We start from the raw sequence: 19,480 nt of genomic DNA, 5'->3' as shown, positions 1-19,480 counted from the left end.
GGCCGAGCCGCCTCGCCCGGCTCGCCGCAAGCCCGGGGCGGGTTGGCTGGTGTACGCATTTCCGCTGGTCATCGCCCTGACCGCGATCACCGCCTTCCGGATCGTGAAGGAGGAGCCGCCGGCCGAGCCGACGCCGTCGCCGGTCGTGGCCGGCACCTCGTCGCCGGTGTCGATCGGCGAGGCCCCGCCCGGCGCCAGGTTCGCCCAGCAGCTCGCCTCGGCCCAGCTGCCGGACGGCGGCCCGATCCCGGCGGTCGGCAAGGGGACGTTCCACGTCGTGCCGGGGACGTCCGCCCAGGTCGGCAAGGGCAGGCTGACGACGTACGCCGTCGAGGTCGAGGACGGTTTCCAGCCGGTCGGCGGCGACGCGTTGTTCGCCGAGACCGTGCAGAACACGTTGTCCAACCCCAAGAGCTGGATCGGCGGCGGCCAGATCTCCCTCAAGCGCGTCGATTCCGGGCAGGCCGACCTGCACATCCGGCTCGCCTCGCAGCAGACCACCCGTGACGGCAAGGTCTGCGGCTTCGACATCCCGTACGACACGTCGTGCCGGCTGGGCGACAACGTCTATCTCAACGACGCCCGCTGGGAACGCGGCGCGGTGGCGTTCCAGGGCAACATCCTGCTGTACCAGCAGTACGCGGTGAACCACGAGGTCGGGCACTTCTTCGGCGGCAACCACCAGCCGTGCGCCGAGAACGGCGGGCTGGCGCCGGTGATGATGCAGCAAACCCTTTCTACGGCCAACAACGACCTTGCCGACCTCACCACACAGAACCCGCAGGGCATCGTGATTCCCCGTGACGGCAAGGTCTGCCAGCCGAATCCGTGGCCGTTCCCGGTCGCCGGCCAGGGTCGGTGAGCCGCGGCCTGGGGTACGGTCGGGGTGTCGCGGGGGCACCTCGCACGTCCGCCGCTGGAGCGGCCGTCGGCCCCCGGCGATCCGACCCGGCCGCGATCCGGCCGGAGACGGGAACGGCGATATGACGTCGAACCGCGTGCGAACACAGCAGGAAATGGCCGCCCGGACCGTCGCCGGGCACGCCCTCGACGCCGAGGACCGGGGCACGTTGCTAGCAATGCTAGGTCTGGCCGATGACGACGTCCGGGGCGACGTCACGCGGGCCCTGACGCTCGGGCTCAACGGCTATCTGCGGGCCGTGGCCAGCGCGGTCGGCGAGTCCGCCGCCGGCACGTCGTGCGAGGTCAGCGACACCGCGACCGCGTACATCGGACTGACCGCGCCGGGGCCTCGTGACCTGATGCTGGTGTGGAGCGAGCGGGACGGCTGGGCCGTGCAGGTCGAGACCGATCCCACCGAGTCGCCGATCGTGGTCTCCCGGCTCGGCGGTGACGATCCCGCCCCGCCGCCGTGGGTCGTGTCGCGGTTCGTCTCCGACACCATGGCCGACGCGCCGAGCCATCCTCAGGCCCGTTGCCACCATCAGCAGGACCGCCGGCATCTGGCCGACCGGCTCGCCACCTACGCGATCGCCGCCGACTTCTAGACAGAAATCCGCGCCCGGCGGCAGCTGCCACCGGGCGCGGATGTCACGAGGCGAGGCTCAGAGGGCGCTGACGCCCTGGGCCTGCGGGCCCTTCTGGCCCTGGCCGACCTCGAAGCGCACGCGCTGGTTCTCCTCGAGCGACTTGAAGCCGTTGCCCTGGATCTCCGAGTAGTGCACGAACAGGTCGGCGCCGCCGCCGTCCGGGGAGATGAAGCCGAAGCCCTTCTCCGAGTTGAACCACTTCACGGTGCCCTCAGCCATGGTGTCTCCTCAACAGGTGTTGCTTGCGGCCCACCGCGGCTGCGGCGGACCGAGCCGCTTGCGGCGGGAGAGCTCTTCCTGGAGGAAAATCCATACGCCCGACGACACTGACTCGCGAACGCGTGGTGAAACACGGACACAAAATCAACGACCGTCACCAGTCTAACCACACCGGGTCACGCCCGACAAAACCGCCCTCTACCGCAGGTCCAGCGCGTGGCGCAGGGCGGCGCTCACGGCCTCGGCGTGCTCGGGCAGTTGCCGGCGGAGCCACTCCGTGGCCAGGGCGTGGAATTCGACCAGGTGCTGCTCGGCCTGCGTGAGCAGCTCTCGGAGCCGGTCGACCGGCACGTCGAAGAACGGGCTGTCGGCCTTGTCGGCATCGAGAGTCTCGCCGACATCGAGTGTCAGCCGGACGACATCACCGCGCTGCTCGGCCCGCGCCCACGGGTCGTGGCCGCCGTCGAACACCCCGCCGTCGAACACCTGGAACCAGTCCCGCCAGTCGGGCGTTGCCTCCGAATTATCCCGTGTCGCCGGTGTCGATCTCTCTGCCAGCATGGCCGCATGCACGCACACGACGACCGAGTCCCGGGCGAGGTCCTCTTCCGCACCGACCGGCGCGTCCGGATCTGGCGGCAATTCGTGTCCCACCGACAGTTGCTGCTGTCCGCGGTGGAGACCGGTGAACCGACGCGGCTGGACCTGTTGTTCAAGAACGTGGATCAGCAGTGCATCCGGTCCACTTACGACGGTCTGGTCGTGCGTTTTCCCCGTGAGGACGAGGAATTCCCGCCGGACGCGTTCGTGCTGGAGTCGGGCAACATCCGGGATTACGTGTGCGCCAACAGCTTCGCGTGGCAGGAGGACGAGCAGAGCGACCTCGGCCCGGAGGCGACGGCGGCGAAGATGCTGCCGATGCCCTTCGAGCCGACGTACCACGTGCCCAGCGCTTTCCCGGAGTGGCGGCCGACCGGCCCGGCGATCCCGCTGGGCGACCTCGTCGACGCGCTGACCGACGATCCCGAGCCGGTGCAGGGTTTTCGACACGTGCACGCGGTCGTGGTGCGGACCAAGACCGGCGGCGGTCGCGAGATCACGTCGCCGGTGGCGGTGTATCTGACCCGCGGGGAAGCCGAGGAGGCGATCCGTGCGGACATCGCGGCCAAGGAGGCCATCGCCGCCCGGGCCGCCGGGCCCGACGCCCGGGCCGCCGGGCCCGACGCCCGGGTCCAGGACACACTCGTGGCGAAGTCCTTGGCCGACACCAATATCGACCGCTGGATCGTGCCGGTGCCGGTCCGACTCTGAGCGCTCAGAGCACCTGGACGGCGTCGTCGTAGTCGAGGCGGGGCAGGCGCGGGTACCAGGCGTCGGGGCCGGGCTTGCCGATGTTGACGATCACCAGCGGCTCCTGGGTGCCGTCGGCGAAGAACTCCTGGCGCACGGCGGCGGCGTCGAAGCCGGTCATGGGGCCGGCGGCGAGACCGGCGGCGCGGACGCCGAGGATGAAGTAGCCGACCTGGAGCAGGGCGTTGAAGCGGGCCATGTCCTCGCGCCGGGACACCTCGGGGAAGCGGTCCTTGGCGTTGGGCACGTGCGGCAACGTCCGGTGCAGGTGCTCGTGGAAGTCGCTGTCGGCGGACAGGATGGCCACGACCGGGGCCGCGCCGGTCTTGGCCCGGTTGCCCTCGGCCATGTGCGGCAGCAACCGGGCCCGAGCCTGCACCGACCGAACGAACGTCACCCGGAGGGGCTGGATGTTCATGCTGGTCGGGGCCCACTTGACCAGGTCGTAGATGGCCCGCAGCTGCTCGTCGGAGACGGGCTCGTCGGTGAACGTGTTGGCGGTGCGGGCCTCGTGGAACAGCAGTTCCTGGGCGGAGCGCTCGAGCTCGAGGACGTCGGTCAGCGTCGAAGTCATGCTCCGCACAACTTAGTCAAGCGCTCAACTATTTCATCTCTGATGGTTGAGTGCTTGACTTCACACCGTTGAAGAGCAGGTTGAGGACGACGGCGGCGATGCTGCCGGCGCTGATGCCCGAGTTCATGATGGTCTGGAACCAACCGGGGAACTGGGCGTAGACGGTCGGCGCGGCCACCGGCACCAGGCCGATCCCCAAGGCAACGGCGACGATCATCAGGTTGGAATTGCCGTCGAAGTTCACCTGCCGAAGCATGCGGACGCCGCCGGCCGCGACCGAGCCGAACATGACGATGCCGGCCCCGCCGAGCACGGGCGACGGCACCGAGGCGACGATCTGCCCCAGGATCGGGAACAGCCCCAGCAGCACCAGAATCCCGCCGGCGGTGGCGACCACGTACCGGCTGCGCACCCGGGTCAGCGCGACCAGACCCACGTTCTGCCCGAACGCGGTGTACGGGAAGGTGTTGAACACGCCGCCCAACAAGCTCGACAGGCCGTCGGCCCGCAGCGCCCTGGTCAGCGTGCGGCTGTCCACCGGCCGGTCCACGATGTCGCCGATGGCCAGCACGCTGCCGCTGGTCTCGGTCATCGTCACCAACATGACGATCACGAATGCGATGATCGCGCCCGGTTCGAAGGTCGGCAGTCCGAAGTGGAACGGCGTGGTCACCTCGATCGCCGGCGCCCCGCCGATGCCGGAGAAGTCGGCCAGCCCCAACGGAATCGCCGCGACCGTGCCGACCACGATGCCGACCAGCACGGCGATCCGGCCGATCAGCCCGGGCACGAACCGGTGCACCAACACCACGAGCACCAGCACACCGAAGGCCACCGCCAGGTTGATCGGCTTGCCGAAGCCGGGCGACCCGACGCCGCCGGCGGCCCAGCCGACCGCGACCGGCAGCAGGGACACGCCGATCACCAGGATGATCGTGCCAGTGACCACCGGCGGGAAGAACCGCGTCAACTTGGCGAAGTAGGGCGCGATCAGCACCACCATCAGCCCCGACACGATGATCGCGCCGTAGCCGGCGGGCAGCCCGCCGCCGGTGGTGCCGATCATCACCATCGGCGTCACGGCGGCGAAGGTGCAGCCCTGCATGATCGGCAGCCGGGCCCCGAAGACCCAGACGCCGAGGCACTGCAACAGGGTCGCCACGCCGGACACCAGCAGGTCGGCGTTGACCAGATAGCCGATGTCCGCAGTGGACAGATGCATCGCGCCGCCGACGATGAGCGGCACGGCCACCGCTCCCGCGTACATGGCGAGCACGTGCTGGAGGCCGAACGTGAGCAGCTGGCCAGCAGGGAGCCGCTGATCCACAGGGTGCACGGTCATCGGCGGAGTCTAGGTCCGCCGCGTTACCGCCGCGTCACGCTGCGGCGGTTTGCTCCAGCTGAGCCGTGACCCGATGGGTCACCTTGCGCTCGGCCACGAAGGACAGGAACGGGATGGTGCCGGCCAGCAGCACGCCCAGCGTGTACAGCGGCGGCCACTTGCTCTTCAGCGACAGGTCGAACGCGCACACCAGGTAGATCATGTACAGGAAGCCGTGGATCGGGCCGACCACCGCGACCAGGGTCGGCGCGTCGGCCGCGTACTTCAGGATCACGCCGACGGTCAGCACGAGCAGGCCGACACCGGTCAGGTAGGCCATGAACCGGAAGCGGGCGAGGGACCCCTTCATCGACTTACTCTCCGTCTCTCGCGCTCAGCGCCGCGAGGTAGCTGTTGTACTCCGCCATCGCGTCGTCGACCTGGTCGGCCGGCGCGGCGGTCCGCCACTCGGTCGGCGAACGGCGAGGCTTGGGGGCATCGTCGACGACCGGGGCGTCCACGATCCGAGACGCCTCCGCGGCGCGGCGTTCCTTGTCCAGCTTCCACATCCGCCAGTACATGAACGGGACGAACAGGCCGAACAGGGGCCACTGCAAGGCGTAGCCGAGGTTCTGCAGGGTGCCGGACGACTCCTGCGACCGGTCCCACTGCCACCAGCCGAGCCGGAAGCACACGACCACGGCCGCGATGGCCAGCAGATGGACCAGCAGCCAGCGGGGGGCGAGCAGACCTCGAACCACGCTGTCGACGGTAACACCGACGGGTCAGCGACTCGCACTGGCCTTGGCGGCGGCATCGGCCACCGCGAAGACCTTCTGTCCGTATTCCACCGAGTTGTTGTACGACAGCACGGCCGCCCACCACCCCGAGGCGGTGGCCAGGTCGCGGCCGCCTGCGCACAGGTAGCGGGCCGCGGCCACGGCGGCGTCGTCGATGTTCTGCGGGTTGGCGACCCCGTCGCCGTTGCCGTCCGAGGCCCAGTTCCGCCAGGTGGACGGGATGAACTGCATGGGGCCGACGGCCCGGTCGTGCACGGCGTCGCCGTCGAGGCGGCCGCCGTCGGTGTCGGAGATGTCGGCCACGCCGGAGCCGTTGAGCGGCACGCCGATGATGGGCCGGGTCTCGTCACCATTGGCGGCCAGCGTTGCCCCGCCGAAACGGCCGTGGTCGGACTCGATGCGCCCGACGCCGGCCAGGAAGGTCCACGGCAGGTGGCAGCCGGGCTGCACCTTGGCCATGGTCAGGTCGGCATTGGCGTACGCGCGCAGGGCACGGGCCGGGATGCCGGTGGCGCCGGCCACGCGGGCCAGCCAGGCGTCGGCGGTCTCCTGCCGGCCGGCCGCGCTGGCCTGGGCCGACGGCTGCGCGGCGTCGGTGGCCGGCGCCGCCGCACCCACGGACACCGGTGCCGGTGCGACGTGCAGTGCGGGGAAGTCGACCGCGACGGGATGAGGCGTGGGCGTGCTGGCCCGATCGACCAGCCACAGCGCCGCGCCCGCCACCGCGAGCACGAGAAGGACAACCAGCAGCCGGAACACCACCTTCGGTGGGCGAGCGGACGGTGGCGCCGTCGACTCGGACTGCTGGATCGCCATCACCACAGGCTACTCATAAGTAGCCTCAAAACCACTGGTTACCGGCGGCGACTCACCGCCGGTTCGCCTGATTCAGGGACGCTGCTGCCGGTTGAGCCGGGCCACGCACCACGCTGCCGCACTGCCCCGACGCAGATGCTCCAGCACGGTGAGCGGGCCGAGTCGGCGCGCCAGGTCGGACGGCGCCAGGCCGGCCGCGCGGTAGTCGAGCGCACGCTGGTCGAGCGGGCTGATGCCGGCGTCCCACCAGGCCTCGGCCTCTTCGACGGCGCCGGCCAGCTGCCAGCACGTCGCCACCTCGGTGAGCAGCTCGTCGGGCACCCCGGGCAGCCGCTTGCGCATGGCGGCCAGGTAGGCCGGGTCGACCGCGTCCACCTCGAACAGGCCACGCGCGCTGCCCCGACCGCCCCGCTGGGCGGGAATTCCGGGCCGCTGCCGCGGCACGGACGGCGTCTCGGCAAGCCACTGGGACTTGATCCGATTCACCTCTTGAAGCTCGGCGTCCTGCGACCGCTCGGCAGTCCACTGCCTGACGAGCTCGTCGACCCCGGAGTCTTCGACCATCCGTGCCTCCTCATGGCTGATGATCACCCAACGCCTGCGAACCGTATTGCGTTCCGCCGGAGCACCGCTAGACCCGATTCCCGTTACCAGGGCGTGATCGGGGTTAATGCACCCGGTCGGTGGAACTGTGCCCGGGCCGACTACTTTGCGCAATCGGCCGAGCAGGTGTCATGAGGGGACGAGTTCGCGCACGAACGTGATGATCGCCTGCGCAGCGTTACCAAGGCCGCCCAGGATCTCCTTCACCCAGCCCGCGGAAGCCGCCGGTTGGGCGATGAGCGCGAACAGGACCAGCGCCGCACCGGCGATGATGAGTACCCTTTTCATCCCTCGTGCACCTTCTTCGTTCGCGGACCCGCACTCGCGGTCCATGATCGACCATGCCGCGGCCGACGTCGCCCAGCGCGAGCGGTGTGTCGCCGGTTCCCGGTTCGGGTTAACTCCGTCGGGATCGTTGTGAACGGTAGCGTACGCAGCGGTGATCGCAGGTCAGAGTGCGCAAAGGTGTCAACTCGGGCACGAGGTCAGCATGGTGGCCAGGGCGTCGTGCTCGGCCTGGGTCACGAACAGCTGGTAGGTGTGCTTGACGATCACCCAGTTGGTGGCATACGTGCACCAGTAGGCCTGGTTGGACGGCTTCCAGGCGGCCGGGTCCTGGTCGCCCTTGCCACGGTTGCTGGCCGCCGAGACGGCCAGCAGCTGGGGCGCGGTCAGGTCGTTCGCGAACTGCGAACGCCGCTCGTCGGTCCACTTGTCGGCCCCGGTCCGCCAGGCGTCGGCCAGCGGCACCATGTGGTCGATGTCCAGGTCGGAGGCCTTGTCGATCTGCTTGTTGTCGTACGGGCTGGTCCAGTGGCCGCTGGTCGCGCGGCAGGACGCGTCCTTGCGCACGTCCTTGCCGTCGCGCTCGATGACCACCTCCCGGGTGTCGCAGCCGTTACCCTGCGTGACCCAGTGCTTGAACCGGTCGCGGGAATAGCCGGCCATCGAGTGTTGGGCGGCGATCGGCAGCTCGGCCAACTGCACCTGGGCGGGCGAGGAACCACTGGCCGTAGTCGGCCCGGAGACGTCCTTGATGACGAACGCCGCTATCACGAGAACGACAACTCCGGCAAGGGTCAGCAACCATCGGCTCGAGCGCATGCCGAGATCATTTCTTGTCGCCATGCAATTTCATGGGAACCTGGCCGGCATGGCTGACGACGTTCTCGTGGAAACTCGCGGACCGGTCACGATTGTGTCAATCAACCGACCGGCCGCCCGCAACGCGGTGGACGGGCCGACCGCCGCCGCGCTGGCCGCCGCGTTCCGCGCCTTCGACGCCGACCCGGCCGCCGCCGTGGCCGTGCTGACCGGGACCGGCGGCTACTTCTGCGCCGGCGCCGACCTCAAGGCCGTCGGCACCAGTAACGGCAATGCCGTTACTGACGACGGCGACGGCCCGATGGGGCCCACGCGCCTGCGCCTGGGCAAGCCGGTCATCGCCGCCGTCAGCGGGCACGCCGTCGCCGGCGGCCTTGAGCTCGCCGCGTGGTGCGATCTCCGGGTGGCCGACGAGACCGCCGTGTTCGGCGTCTTCTGCCGGCGCTGGGGCGTGCCGCTGATCGACGGCGGCACCGTGCGACTCCCCCGGCTCATCGGCGAGAGCCGGGCCATGGACCTCATCCTCACCGGCCGTCCCGTCGACGCCGCCGAGGCGCTGGCCATCGGCCTGGCCAACCGAGTCGTACCGGCCGGCCAGGCGCTGACCGCCGCCGTGGAGCTGGCCGAGCAGCTGGCCAGGTTCCCGCAGACCTGCATGCGCAACGACCGATTGTCGGCCCGAGAACAGCACGGCCTGTCCGAAGTGGACGCCATTGCCCAGGAATTGGCCTACGGCAAGCAATCCCTTACCGCCGACACCCTCGCCGGCGCCGCCCGCTTCGCCACCGGCGCCGGCCGCCACGGCCAGTTTTGAGTGCGTGAAGGGGCTTTCCCGCACTCGGAGTGCGGGAAAGCCCCTTCACAGTATCGGGGTCAAGATCAAGGCGTCGTTCCTCCACCCGGAGTGCAGGAAGGCCCCTTCCAAGCGTTCAGCTGCCCTGGGCGGTGGGCATGATGGTGACCTGCTCCAGGTTGACGTGGGGCGGCTGTGAGGCGAGGAAGCCGACCAGGCGGGCGACGTCCTCGGCGGTCAGCCATTCGAGGCTGTCCTTCACGCCGTCGAGCCACTCGTTCGACGCAGCGTCGGTGACGTGGTCCTGGAGCTCGGTGCGCACCAGCCCCGGCTCGACCGCCGAGACCCGCACGCCCTTGGCCCCGAGCTCGGCCCGCAGGGTGCGGGACGTGTGCGTGACGAAGGCCTTGGTGCCGGCGTAGACGGCGAAGTTGGGGTAGATGTTCTTCGCGCCGATGGAGGACGTGTTGATCAGGTCGGCGACGCCGCGGGCCTGAGCCGACGCCACCAGCTGCGGCACGAACGCCCCGACGGCGTTCATCAGCCCGGTGATGTTGGTGTCGATCTCCCGCTGCCACTGGTCAGACCGCTGCTGCTCGACCGGCGCCGGCAGCATCACGCCGGCGTTGTTGAACAGCAGGTCGGCCCCGCCGAAGTCGGCGGCGACCCGGTCGGCGGCGGCCTGTACGGAGGCGGCGTCGGCCACGTCGACCGACAGGGCCAGCGCCTGGCCGCCGTTCTTCTCGATCCGGGCGACCAGCTCGGCCAGCCGGTCGGCCCGCCGGGCCAGCACGACCACCTGAGCACCCAGCTCGGCCAGGTGCTCGGCGGCGGCCTCGCCGATACCGCTGGACGCACCGGTGATGACGGCGACGCGACCTTCAAGAACCTTGGACATCTCGGTTTTCCTTACGTCTGAAGTGGGATGCCTCAACACCACCACCGGACGAGGTCGACAACCACTCCCGCTGCTGACTGGTACGGACAGGGCCACCCACGCCGCGGCGGAAGCAGCCACACTGGGACGCATGGACCGCAGCGCCGAGATCGCCGACTTCCTGCGCACCCGCCGGGCCCGGATCAGCCCGGACGCCGCCGGGGTGCCGGCGGACGGCCGTGCGCGCCGCGTGCCGGGGCTGCGTCGGGACGAGGTGGCGCGGCTGGCCGGTATCAGCATCGAGTACTACACGCGGCTGGAGCAGGGCCGCGCCGGCAATCCGTCGCCGGAGATCATCGCGGCCGTGAGCCAGGCGCTGCGGCTGGACGGCACCGAGCACGAGCACCTGACCAACCTGCTCACCAAGCCCGGCGGGGCGGCCCGTCGCAACACCAGCAACGGCCCTCAACGCGTGCGGCCGGGCCTGTACCTGATGTTGCAGACGCTCGACCACGTGCCGGCGTTCGTGCTCGGCCGGCGCACGGACGTGTTGGCGTCCAACGCATTGGGCCGTGCGGTGTTGACCGACTTCGACGCGATGCCGGCGGGGCAGCGCAACCTCGCCCGCTACCTCATGCTCGATCCCGAGGCACGCTCAGGTAGCGACGAATGGGAGCGCTACGCCTCCGAGACCGTGGCGATGCTGCGCCTGGACGCCAGCCGGCACCCCAACGACAAGCAGCTGGCCGACCTGATCGGCGAGCTGACCGTGCGCTGCCCCGAGTTCTCCGGCTGGTGGCACGACCACAAGGTGCTGCAACGCACCCACGGCCGCAAGACGTACCGCAACGCGCTCGTCGGCGACCTTGAGTTCCACTACGAGGCACTGACCCTGCCCGGCGATCCCGATCAGACGCTGTGCGTCTACAACGTCGAGCCGGGATCGCCGACGGCGGAGCGGATCCAGTTGCTGCGCAACTGGATCTCGCCGGTTCAGGAGCGGGTGTAGGACTGGAGTCCCGGCCGGATGGACTTGTCGTCGAGGAACTGGTGCAGGCCCTGCTGCCGGCCCTGGGTCTTGTCCAGGAACTGGGACTGCTCCAGCTTGGCGTACAGGTAGTCCAGCGCCCCGTCGGTGTCCATGGTCCGCGCGTTGCGGAAGCCGATCTTGGCCGCCCGCAGCACGACCGGGTTCTTGTCGAGCAGCTCGCGGGCCAGCTTCTCGACCTCGGAACGCAGCTCGGCCAGCGGCACGCTCTGGTTGACCAGGCCCATCCGCGCGGCCTGCCGACCGTCGAACAGGCGCCCGGTCATGATGTAGAACAGCGCCTCCCGCGAGCCGACGGTGTCGGCCAGGGCCTTGGACACCAGGCCGCCGGGCGGGATGCCCCAGTTGATCTCGGACAGGCCGAACTGGGCCTCGTCGGCGGCGATGGCCAGGTCGCAGCCGATCAGCGGCACGAACGCGCCGCCGAAGCACCAGCCGTTGACCATGGCGATGGTGGGCTTGGCGTAGTTGCGCAGCAGCCGCCAGTGCCACTCGAACGAGTCACGCCGGACCCGGATCTGCAACGCCTCGTCGCCGGACTCGTCAACCTCGCGGAAGTACTCCTTGAGGTCCATGCCGGCCGACCACGCGTCGCCGGCGCCGGTGATCACCACAACGCCGCACGAGCGGTCGGCCTCCAGCGTGTGCAGCACGTCGATCATCTCGGCGTTCAGCGTCGGGCTCATCGCGTTGCGCTTGTCGGGCCGGTTCAGCTCGACCCAGCCGATGCCGTCGACCACGTCGACCCGCACGGTCTTCCATTCAGTCATTCGTACCTCCCGGGTAACGTGTTCTGTCGTGTTTTCCCAGCAAGCGCCGGAGCCGCGGCTGAGCTATCTGGTGGGCCGGCTGGACCGCGCCCTGCGACTGCTCATCGAGGACGCGGTGCGCCCGCACGGCCTGACCGTGCCGCAGTACACGACGCTGTCCGTGCTGCAACGGCAGACCGGCCTGTCCAACGCCCAGCTGGCCCGGCGCGCGATGACCACGCCGCAGTCGATGAGCGAGGTGATCGCGGCGCTGACCAAGGCCGGGCTGATCCGCCGCGAGGCCGACCCGGCGCACGGCCGGATCATGCGCACCGAGCTCACCCCGGCCGGCCAGGCCGTGCTGGACAAGTGCGAGCCGCTGATCAACGAGATCGAGGCGCGCATGCTGGCCGAGCTGGCCGCCGGCGACCGCGACCGGCTGCCGCAGCTGCTGCGGAGCTGCGTACGCATGCTCAGCTCCGGCTCGGAGAGCTGAGCCGGGCCCGCAGCGCCTTCTTGTCCGGCTTGCCGATGGTGGTCAGCGGCAGCGCGTCGACCTGCACGATCCGCTCCGGCAGCCACCACCGCGGCACCCGCTCGGCCAGGAACTTCACCAGCTCCTCGGCACACGGCGCGAGCCCGTCGGCCGCCACCACGGCCGCGGCCGGTCGCTCGCCCCACTTGTCGTCCGGGATCGCCACCACGGCGACCTCGGCGACGCCGGGATGGGCGGCCAGGGCCTGCTCGAGGGCCAGCGAGCTGATCCACTCGCCACCGGACTTGATCACGTCCTTGACCCGGTCGACGATCTCCACGGTGGCGTCCGGGTGGATCACCGCCAGGTCGCCGGTGCGCAGCCAGCCGTCGTGGAAGCGGGTGTCGTTGCTGTCGTCGTCCGGGTCGAGATAGGCCCGGATCACCCACGGTCCGCTGGTCTCCAGCTCGCCCGTGGTCCTGCCGTCCCACGGCAGCACCTGGCCGTCGGGACCGACCAGCCGCACCCGCACGCCGGCCGACGGCTTGCCGACGCGGGTGATCGCGCCGGCCGGGCTGTCCAGGTCGAGGTCGGGCGGCTGCACCTGCATGGTGCCGCTGGGCAGCATCTCGGTCATGCCCCAGCCCTTGTGGAAGGCCCAGCCGCGGCGGGCGATGGCGTCCAGTAGGGATCGGGTCGCGGGCGCGCCGCCGCACAGCACGCGGCGCATCGAATCCATCCGGTGCGGCTGGCCGACCAGGTCGACCCACACCGTCGGCACGGCCGCGCCGACCGTCACGTGCTCGGCCTCGATCAACTCGGCCAGATGTGCGCCGCTGGCGTCGCGGCCGGGCAGCACGAGCTTGGCGTTGGCCAGGGCGCTCGTATAGGCCAGGCCCCAGGCATTGACATGGAACAGCGGCGTGACCGTGAGCAGGACGTCCTCGCGGGACACCGCGTGCGAGTCGACGGTCATGGAAGACAAGGAGTGGACGACACAGGCCAGGTGCGACGAGACCACGCCCTTGGGCATGCCAGTTGTACCACTCGTGTAACAGATCCAGGCCGCGTCGTCGGGCTTCGCCCGCGGCACGAGCTCGGTCTCACGCACCGCTTCAACCAGTGCGTCGTAGCGCGGCGCGTCGGCGAACACCGGATTGACCGGTGCGCCGTCGTCGAGCACGACAACCGCTCTGACCGGTAGCCGGTCGGCCAGTTCGGCCAGCCGGTCGGTCAGCGAGGCGTCGACGAACAGCACCTCGTCCCCGGCGTTGCGGAGCTGGTAGAGGATCTCGTCATCGGTCAGCCGGACGTTCACGCCGTGCACGACGCGACCGGCGCAGGGCACGCCGAGGAACAGCTCGACGTGCCGATGCGTGTTCCACGCGAAGGTCGCGACCCGGCCGCCGGCCGGCACGCCGAGCCCGTCCAGCACACCGGTCAGAGCGGTAGCCCGGCGGCCGATCTCACCCCAGGTCGTGCGCACCGTTCCAGCCGGTGTCGCCGACACCACCTCCACGCCGACCCCGGTCTCGAGGCAGCGGCGCAGCACCACGTCGAGCGTGAGCGGGACGTCCTGCATCAACGACTTCACGACCGTGACAATATCAGGTTACCTGATATTCGAGAAGGCTCCGCCGGTGAACTCCCCGTGACGTCCGTGCCGCTGCGCGCTCACCCGGTCGGAGGTTGTGGGACGATGGACGGCGCGATGCCCGCGACGCCTTCCCTTCCCCGCTCCAGCGCCGACCCTGCTCCGGTGCCGCTCGGCCCTACGCGCCTGACCGCTCAAACTCCTGGGGTCACCGCCGCCCCGAGCCCCGAGCCGGAGCGCGTCTGGCCGTTCCCGATCAGAACCGCGCTGCTCGGCCTGGCCGGCATGGTGCTGATCGCCGGCGGCGGCATGGGCGCCGGCGCCACCCTGATCCACGACCCGGTGCTGGCCAACGGTGCCTTCAACTGGATCCGCTACGGCCACGGCATGATGCTGGCCACCTGGCTGCTCTACCTCGGCCTCGGCCTGGCCATCTGGGCCTGGATCCGGCTCGGCCGGCACGCCCGCGCCGGGCGGGTCAACCACGCGTACATGATCCGGGTGATCGTCATCTGGATCGCGCCGCTGATGATCGCCCCGCCGCTGTTCACCCGGGACGTCTACAGCTACCTGGCCCAGGGCGACCTGGCGCTGCACGGCCTCGACCCGTACGGCGTCGGCCCCTCGGCGCTGCCCAGCGCCCTGTCCGACAACGTCAGCATCGTCTGGCAGAACACGCCGTCGCCCTACGGACCGCTGTTCGTGCTGCTGACCAAGGGCATCGTCGCCATCACCGGCGACGGCCTGACCTCGCTGATCAGCGGCGTGCTGCTGATGCGCCTGGTGCTGGCCGTCGGCTTCGCCATGCTGTGGTGGGCGCTGCCGCGGCTGTGCGACCGGCTCGGCGGCAACTCCTCGATCGCGCTGTGGCTGGTCGGGGCCAACCCGCTGCTGGTCGTGCACCTGATCGGCGGCGCGCACAACGACATGCTGATGATCGGCCTGATGGCGGTCGGCGTGGTGCTGGTGCTGGACCGGCGACACCTGGCCGGCATCGCCCTGGTCGCGCTGGCCTTCTCGGTCAAGGCCACGGCGGCGATCGCGTTGCCGTTCCTGATCTGGATCTGGATGGCGCACATCCCGTTGGGCACCCGCAGCTACCGCTTCGTGCGGGCCGCGTTCCCGGCGGTCGGCCTGTTCGGCGGCATCTTCGTGCTGTGCACCCTGGCCGCCGGCGTCGACCTGGGCTGGATCCCGGCGCTGAGCGGCTCGTCCATCGTGATCAACTGGCTGTCCCTGCCGTCCGGCGTCGGACAGGCCGTCTACACCGTGCTCGACTGGTTCGTCGGCGTCGGCGAGGTGCAGCCGTTCGTCACGGTGACCAGGACGCTCGGCTCGCTGCTGCTGGTCTACATCCTCGTCCGGCAGTGGTGGCTGGCCCGCGAGGGCGGCCACGACGCCATCCGCCGGGCCGCGATCTGCATGGCCGCCTTCGCCCTGCTCGCCCCGGTCACGCTGCCCTGGTACTTCAGCTGGGCGCTGGTGCTGGCCGCCGGCTTCGCCTGGGGCACCGCCTCGCTCACGCTGGCCGCCTGCGGCTCGGTGTGGCTGCTGCTGATCACGTATCCGTCCGGCGGGACCGCGCTGTACGACTGGGGCTACATGGTCGTGATCGTCGGCGTGTCCGTGCTGGCCGCCGTGTCGCTGCTCAAGCCCGATCCGCTCAACCTGTCGCTGCGGTTCATCAGGGACGCCCCCGAGAAGGCGCTGAGGCACCACCCGTGAGTCTGACGGTGTCGGATCTGCCGGGCGCCTACGCCCAGTGCCGACGGCTCAACGCTCATCACGGCAAGACGTTCTACCTGGCCACCCTGCTGCTGCCGGCCGACCGGCGGCCGGCGGTGCACGCCCTGTACGGCTTCGCCCGGCTGGCCGACGAGGTCGTGGACAACCCCGGCTCCTCCCCCGCCGTCGAGCTCGACACGCTGGAGCAGCAGCTCAAGGCGGCGCTGACCGGCGTCGTGGACCATCCCGTGCTGGCCGCGCTGGCCGACACCGTGCGGCGGTACGGCATCGAGCACAGGCTGTTCGAGGAGTTCCTGGCCTCGATGCGGATGGACCTGCACCAGTGCGAGTACGCCTCGTACGCCGAGCTGCGGACCTACATGCGCGGCTCGGCCGAGGTGATCGGGTTGCAGATGCTGCCCGTGCTCGGGGCCGAGGACGGCGCGGAGCCGTACGCCGCCGCGTTGGGCGAGGCGTTCCAGCTGACCAATTTCCTGCGTGACGTGGCCGAGGACCTCGACCGCGGCCGCGTCTACCTGCCGGCCGACGAGCTGGCCGCCTTCGGCGTCGACCGGGCGCTGCTGGAGTGGTGCCGGGCGTCGGGACGCCGGGACGCGCGCGTACGGGCCGCCATGGCCCACCTGGCCGCCCGTACGCGGGCCGTGTACCGGCACGCCGCGCCGGGCATCGCGTTACTGGGCCCCGAGTCGCGGCCGTGCGTCTCCGTGGCCTTCACCCTGTACCAGGGCATCCTCGACGAGCTCGCCGCTTCGGACTACGACGTGTTCGGCCCGCGGGCCGTGGTGCCGACCAGCCGCCGGCTCGCCGTCGCGTTGCCGGGGCTGGTCCGCGCCCTGCTGTCCCGCTAGTTCTGGTCGTGCTCGCCGGCCAGCCTGCACGCTTCCTTCGCGTCAGCGGGGGTGACGCCGTTCGTGGTCATGTAGTTCACGCACGTCGCCTTGGCCAGCACCGCGCCGAAGGCGCAGCCGGTGAGGGCCTGCTGGGTCGGCTTCTCGTAGTGGTTGGCCAGGTACTGGATGCAGTCCTGGGCCGCCGCCTGGGCCGGGGCCGCGGTCAGCAGCGGCGCCGCCGTCCCGGCGAGCAGAGCGACCGCGATGCCGGCCGTACGGGCCATCCGTGACATGGGGTGGGTCCTCTCAGTGGGGATGTGCCACCCCACCGCCGCCCCCCGCCCCGCTTCAAGCCCGCCCACCCCTTCGAGCGACCCCGGTCACCCGAAGGGGGTCAGGCAAGATCAAGGGACCGATCCTCGCGTTGAACGTCAGGAAGGACCCCTTCCTGACATCGCCGGCAAGATCAAGGGACCGATACTGGCGTTCAACGTCAGTAAGGGGCCCTTCCTGACGAAAGGCGGCGTCAGAACGCCGAAGCCTGGGCCCTTCGCTTCACCTCGCGGCCCCGGTCGCCGCGCAGCGCCTCGACGGGCGTGCCGGGCAGGGAGTCGTCGGCGGTGAACAGCCAGGTCAGGATCTCGTCCTCGGAATAGCCCGAGTCCTTGAGCACGGTGATGGTGCCGGACAGGCCCTTCACCACCTCGCCCTCGTCGGAAAGGAACAGGGCCGGGATGATCAGGATGCCGTTGCGCCGGCAGGCCAGCAGCTGGCCGTCCCGCAGCATCTGGTGCACGCGCGTGATCGGCACGCCGAGCCGCTCGGCGACGTCGGGCAGGGGCAGGACTTCCAGGTCAGCGCTGAGCACATCGGCAGCGACAGGAATGGCACTCACGCGGTCACGATGCCACAGGCCGGGCCCGGTTGCCGAGTCCGATTCGCCTCCTTCACAGCTACCGTCGGGGGACTCGCCTACCATCGTGTGCCGTGGGAACCCAGAGCGCGAACCTGATCGGGGGGCTGCTTGAGCAGCGGTACCGGGTCAACACCCTGCTGGCGCGCGGCGGGATGTCCACGGTCTACCGGGGTGTCGACACCCGACTGGAACGGCCGGTGGCCATCAAGGTGATGGATCCGAGGTTCTCCGACGACCAGTCGTTCATCGACCGGTTCGTCCGTGAGGCCCGCACTGCTGCGCAGCTGCACCACCCGGGCGTCGTCGGCGTCTACGACCAGGGCGTCGACCGGTCGCCGACCGGCGACAACGTCTTCCTGGTGATGGAGCTGGTCGACGGCGGAACCCTGCGTGACCTGCTCAGAGAGCGCGGGGCACTGGAGCCCGCGCTGGCCCTGAGCGTGCTGGAGCAGGTGCTGTCGGCGCTGGGCGCGGCGCACCGGGCCGGCCTCGTGCACCGGGACGTCAAGCCGGAGAACGTGCTGATCGGCCGCGGCGGCGCGGTCAAGGTCGCCGACTTCGGCCTGGTCCGGGCCATGGCCAGCGCCAACACGACCAGCGACGACATGATCCTCGGCACAGTGGCGTACCTGTCGCCGGAGCAGGTGGCCACCGGGGCCTCCGATCCGCGCAGCGACGTCTACTCGGCCGGCATCCTGCTGTACGAGATGCTCACGGGCGTGCCGCCGTACGCCGGCGACAACCCGATCTCGGTGGCGTACCGGCACGTGAACGACGACGTGCCGCCGCCGAGCGAGGCGGCCACCGGCAGCATCCCGCCGGCCCTGGACGACCTGGTGCTGCGCGCGACCCGTAGGGACCCGGCGCTGCGACCGCTGGATGCCGACGCCCTGCTGGCCGAGGTGCAGATGACTGCCCTGTCGCTGGGCCTTCAGACGGTGCCGGTGCCGATGGTGAAGTCGAGCCCGCAGCCCGACGCCACGATCCGCGTCCGTGACGACGGTCCGCCGACGGAGAAGTTCAGCCCCATCACGGCGGCCACGCCGGCGCCTCTCCTTGCGCCGACGATGCCCGCGCCGATGGCGCCCCCGTTGAACCCGCCGATGGGTGGCCCCATGGGCACCCGCGCGATGTCGCGGGCCGACATGGAGGCCAACGCCGTCACCGCGAGGCACGCCCCGATCCGGGCCCAGTCGCCGGTCGACCGCTACCAGCAGCAGCGCACCAAGAGCCGCCGGGCCTTCTACATCTGGATGGCCGTGATCGTCGTGCTCGCGGCCGCCGTCGCCACCACGGCGTGGTGGCTGGGTTCGGGCCAGTGGGCACAGGTGCCGACGGTGAAGGGCCTCCAGACGTCGGTCGCCGAGCAGAAGCTGAGCGACGCCGGCCTGAAGTACACCGAGAAGAACGTGCACAGCAACGACGTGGCCAAGGGCCTCGTGGCCAACGTCGACCCGGGCGAGCAGCAGCAGGTGCGCCGGGGCACGTCGGTCGAGCTGAGCATCTCGCAGGGCAAGCCGGTGGTGCCGGCCGTGCCGGCCGGCGCCGACCAGGCCGTGGCCAACAAGCTGCTGACCGACCAGGAGCTCCAGTCGCTGCGCGACGCGAGCAAGGACGAGTTCAGCGACAACATCCCGGCCGGCAAGGTGGTCAAGCTGCTGCCGGCCGCCGGCTCCCAGGTCAACGTGGGCAGCGGGGTCGTGGTCGTGCTGAGCAAGGGGCCGGCCCCGAAGCCGGTGCCCTCGGTCCTCGGCCTGCCGCACGACCAGGCGTTCCAGAAGCTCCAGCAGGCCGGTTTCGACCCGGTGGACGGGCCGGCCGAGTTCAGCGAGTCGGTCGACACCGGCAAGGTCATCCGCACCGACCCGGCCGCCGGGCAGACCGTGACCGGCGGCAACACCCAGGTGACCGTGATCGTGTCCAACGCCGTTGTGGTGCCGGACCTGCGGGGCATGAACGCCGACGACGCCCGCGACACGCTCAAGGGGCTCAACCTGGACATCGACGTGCAGGGCTTCTTCGGCGGCAAGAACGGCAAGGTCTTCGACCAGGATCCGGCGCCCGGCACCCGGGTCAAGACCGGGACGAAGATCACCGTGCACGTGTTCCCGTGAC

General features: G+C 70.3%; 24 protein-coding genes. 9 read left to right on the top strand and 15 right to left on the bottom strand.

The window, feature by feature from the left end:
• Nucleotides 1-49: 49 nt before the first annotated feature.
• Nucleotides 50-862 (top strand): DUF3152 domain-containing protein, encoded by an 813-nt coding sequence (locus tag M3Q35_RS45700; RefSeq protein ID WP_273938858.1) that lies wholly within the window; start codon nucleotides 50-52, stop codon nucleotides 860-862.
• A 136-nt stretch (nucleotides 863-998) separates the two neighbouring features.
• Nucleotides 999-1,508, top strand: coding sequence for a DUF6292 family protein (locus tag M3Q35_RS45695; RefSeq protein ID WP_273938857.1), 510 nt, complete (start codon nucleotides 999-1,001; stop codon nucleotides 1,506-1,508).
• A gap of 57 nt (nucleotides 1,509-1,565) precedes the next feature.
• On the opposite strand, the gene M3Q35_RS45690 is transcribed toward M3Q35_RS45695, so the two are convergent.
• Nucleotides 1,566-1,769 carry a cold-shock protein gene (locus M3Q35_RS45690; protein WP_273938856.1) on the bottom strand — a complete coding sequence of 68 codons (204 nt, stop codon included), beginning with the start codon at nucleotides 1,767-1,769 and terminating at the stop codon, nucleotides 1,566-1,568.
• 198 nt (nucleotides 1,770-1,967) lie between these two features.
• Nucleotides 1,968-2,330, bottom strand: coding sequence for a hypothetical protein (locus tag M3Q35_RS45685; protein ID WP_273938855.1), 363 nt, complete (start codon nucleotides 2,328-2,330; stop codon nucleotides 1,968-1,970).
• A gap of 6 nt (nucleotides 2,331-2,336) precedes the next feature.
• On the opposite strand from M3Q35_RS45685, the gene M3Q35_RS45680 reads away from it, so the two are divergent.
• Entirely contained in the window at nucleotides 2,337-3,080 is a 744-nt protein-coding gene (locus tag M3Q35_RS45680; RefSeq protein WP_273938854.1) for a hypothetical protein, read from the top strand.
• A gap of 4 nt (nucleotides 3,081-3,084) precedes the next feature.
• On the opposite strand, the gene M3Q35_RS45675 is transcribed toward M3Q35_RS45680, so the two are convergent.
• From M3Q35_RS45675 to M3Q35_RS45640, 8 genes are all read right to left on the bottom strand, one after another.
• Nucleotides 3,085-3,693, bottom strand: a complete 609-nt coding sequence (locus tag M3Q35_RS45675; RefSeq protein WP_273938853.1) for a malonic semialdehyde reductase — start codon at nucleotides 3,691-3,693, stop codon at nucleotides 3,085-3,087.
• 28 nt (nucleotides 3,694-3,721) lie between these two features.
• Nucleotides 3,722-5,035, bottom strand: a complete 1,314-nt coding sequence (locus tag M3Q35_RS45670) for a nucleobase:cation symporter-2 family protein (RefSeq protein ID WP_273938852.1) — start codon at nucleotides 5,033-5,035, stop codon at nucleotides 3,722-3,724.
• Nucleotides 5,036-5,069: 34 nt separating this feature from the next.
• Nucleotides 5,070-5,384, bottom strand: a complete 315-nt coding sequence (locus M3Q35_RS45665; RefSeq protein ID WP_273938851.1) for a DUF3817 domain-containing protein — start codon at nucleotides 5,382-5,384, stop codon at nucleotides 5,070-5,072.
• Between the two features lie 4 nt (nucleotides 5,385-5,388).
• Nucleotides 5,389-5,775, bottom strand: a complete 387-nt coding sequence (locus M3Q35_RS45660) for a hypothetical protein (RefSeq protein ID WP_273938849.1) — start codon at nucleotides 5,773-5,775, stop codon at nucleotides 5,389-5,391.
• A gap of 24 nt (nucleotides 5,776-5,799) precedes the next feature.
• Entirely contained in the window at nucleotides 5,800-6,630 is an 831-nt protein-coding gene (locus M3Q35_RS45655) for a lytic transglycosylase domain-containing protein (protein ID WP_273938848.1), read from the bottom strand.
• Between the two features lie 72 nt (nucleotides 6,631-6,702).
• Nucleotides 6,703-7,194, bottom strand: coding sequence for a helix-turn-helix transcriptional regulator (locus M3Q35_RS45650; protein WP_273938847.1), 492 nt, complete (start codon nucleotides 7,192-7,194; stop codon nucleotides 6,703-6,705).
• A 168-nt stretch (nucleotides 7,195-7,362) separates the two neighbouring features.
• Nucleotides 7,363-7,521: a hypothetical protein gene (locus M3Q35_RS45645; RefSeq protein WP_273938846.1), complete on the bottom strand. Its 159-nt coding sequence runs from the start codon at nucleotides 7,519-7,521 to the stop codon at nucleotides 7,363-7,365.
• A 180-nt stretch (nucleotides 7,522-7,701) separates the two neighbouring features.
• Nucleotides 7,702-8,337 carry an HNH endonuclease family protein gene (locus M3Q35_RS45640; protein ID WP_273938845.1) on the bottom strand — a complete coding sequence of 212 codons (636 nt, stop codon included), beginning with the start codon at nucleotides 8,335-8,337 and terminating at the stop codon, nucleotides 7,702-7,704.
• Nucleotides 8,338-8,386: 49 nt separating this feature from the next.
• Here M3Q35_RS45640 and M3Q35_RS45635 point away from each other — a divergent pair, with 49 nt between their 5' ends.
• Complete coding sequence (locus M3Q35_RS45635; RefSeq protein WP_273938844.1) at nucleotides 8,387-9,151, top strand: crotonase/enoyl-CoA hydratase family protein; 765 nt, start codon at nucleotides 8,387-8,389, stop codon at nucleotides 9,149-9,151.
• A 115-nt stretch (nucleotides 9,152-9,266) separates the two neighbouring features.
• On the opposite strand, the gene M3Q35_RS45630 is transcribed toward M3Q35_RS45635, so the two are convergent.
• A complete protein-coding gene (locus M3Q35_RS45630) occupies nucleotides 9,267-10,028 on the bottom strand; it encodes an SDR family oxidoreductase (protein WP_273938843.1) in 762 nt (253 codons plus the stop codon).
• Nucleotides 10,029-10,158: 130 nt separating this feature from the next.
• Between M3Q35_RS45630 and M3Q35_RS45625 the strand changes: the two genes are divergently transcribed.
• Entirely contained in the window at nucleotides 10,159-11,016 is an 858-nt protein-coding gene (locus M3Q35_RS45625; protein ID WP_273938842.1) for a helix-turn-helix transcriptional regulator, read from the top strand.
• On the opposite strand, the gene M3Q35_RS45620 is transcribed toward M3Q35_RS45625, so the two are convergent.
• On the bottom strand, nucleotides 11,001-11,825 hold the full coding sequence (locus tag M3Q35_RS45620) for a p-hydroxycinnamoyl CoA hydratase/lyase (RefSeq protein ID WP_273938841.1): 825 nt from the start codon (nucleotides 11,823-11,825) through the stop codon (nucleotides 11,001-11,003). The two genes, M3Q35_RS45625 and M3Q35_RS45620, sit on opposite strands and share 16 nt — an antisense overlap.
• Before the next feature lie 28 nt (nucleotides 11,826-11,853).
• Between M3Q35_RS45620 and M3Q35_RS45615 the strand changes: the two genes are divergently transcribed.
• Nucleotides 11,854-12,300 (top strand): MarR family winged helix-turn-helix transcriptional regulator, encoded by a 447-nt coding sequence (locus M3Q35_RS45615; protein ID WP_273938840.1) that lies wholly within the window; start codon nucleotides 11,854-11,856, stop codon nucleotides 12,298-12,300.
• Here M3Q35_RS45615 and M3Q35_RS45610 read toward each other — a convergent pair.
• The gene (locus M3Q35_RS45610; RefSeq protein WP_273938839.1) at nucleotides 12,278-13,873 is read right to left on the bottom strand and encodes a long-chain-fatty-acid--CoA ligase; all 1,596 of its coding nucleotides are present in this window, start codon (nucleotides 13,871-13,873) and stop codon (nucleotides 12,278-12,280) included. The two genes, M3Q35_RS45615 and M3Q35_RS45610, sit on opposite strands and share 23 nt — an antisense overlap.
• 105 nt (nucleotides 13,874-13,978) lie before the next feature.
• Here M3Q35_RS45610 and mptB point away from each other — a divergent pair, with 105 nt between their 5' ends.
• Nucleotides 13,979-15,598 (top strand): polyprenol phosphomannose-dependent alpha 1,6 mannosyltransferase MptB, encoded by a 1,620-nt coding sequence (mptB, locus tag M3Q35_RS45605; RefSeq protein WP_273938838.1) that lies wholly within the window; start codon nucleotides 13,979-13,981, stop codon nucleotides 15,596-15,598.
• Nucleotides 15,595-16,467, top strand: coding sequence for a phytoene/squalene synthase family protein (locus M3Q35_RS45600; RefSeq protein WP_273938837.1), 873 nt, complete (start codon nucleotides 15,595-15,597; stop codon nucleotides 16,465-16,467). The genes mptB and M3Q35_RS45600 overlap by 4 nt, the downstream gene beginning before the upstream one ends.
• On the opposite strand, the gene M3Q35_RS45595 is transcribed toward M3Q35_RS45600, so the two are convergent.
• On the bottom strand, nucleotides 16,464-16,742 hold the full coding sequence (locus tag M3Q35_RS45595; protein WP_273938836.1) for a hypothetical protein: 279 nt from the start codon (nucleotides 16,740-16,742) through the stop codon (nucleotides 16,464-16,466). The genes M3Q35_RS45600 and M3Q35_RS45595 overlap by 4 nt on opposite strands.
• 233 nt (nucleotides 16,743-16,975) lie before the next feature.
• Nucleotides 16,976-17,344, bottom strand: coding sequence for an Rv2175c family DNA-binding protein (locus M3Q35_RS45590; RefSeq protein WP_273938835.1), 369 nt, complete (start codon nucleotides 17,342-17,344; stop codon nucleotides 16,976-16,978).
• Between the two features lie 92 nt (nucleotides 17,345-17,436).
• Here M3Q35_RS45590 and pknB point away from each other — a divergent pair, with 92 nt between their 5' ends.
• Nucleotides 17,437-19,479 carry a Stk1 family PASTA domain-containing Ser/Thr kinase gene (gene pknB / locus M3Q35_RS45585; RefSeq protein ID WP_273938834.1) on the top strand — a complete coding sequence of 681 codons (2,043 nt, stop codon included), beginning with the start codon at nucleotides 17,437-17,439 and terminating at the stop codon, nucleotides 19,477-19,479.
• Nucleotide 19,480: the final 1 nt, after the last annotated feature.

Source organism: Kutzneria chonburiensis (assembly GCF_028622115.1).
GTDB classification, from domain to species: domain Bacteria; phylum Actinomycetota; class Actinomycetes; order Mycobacteriales; family Pseudonocardiaceae; genus Kutzneria; species Kutzneria chonburiensis.
The sequence above is the reverse complement of the archived record's forward strand: the minus strand, read 5'-3'. Positions and strand labels throughout refer to the sequence as shown.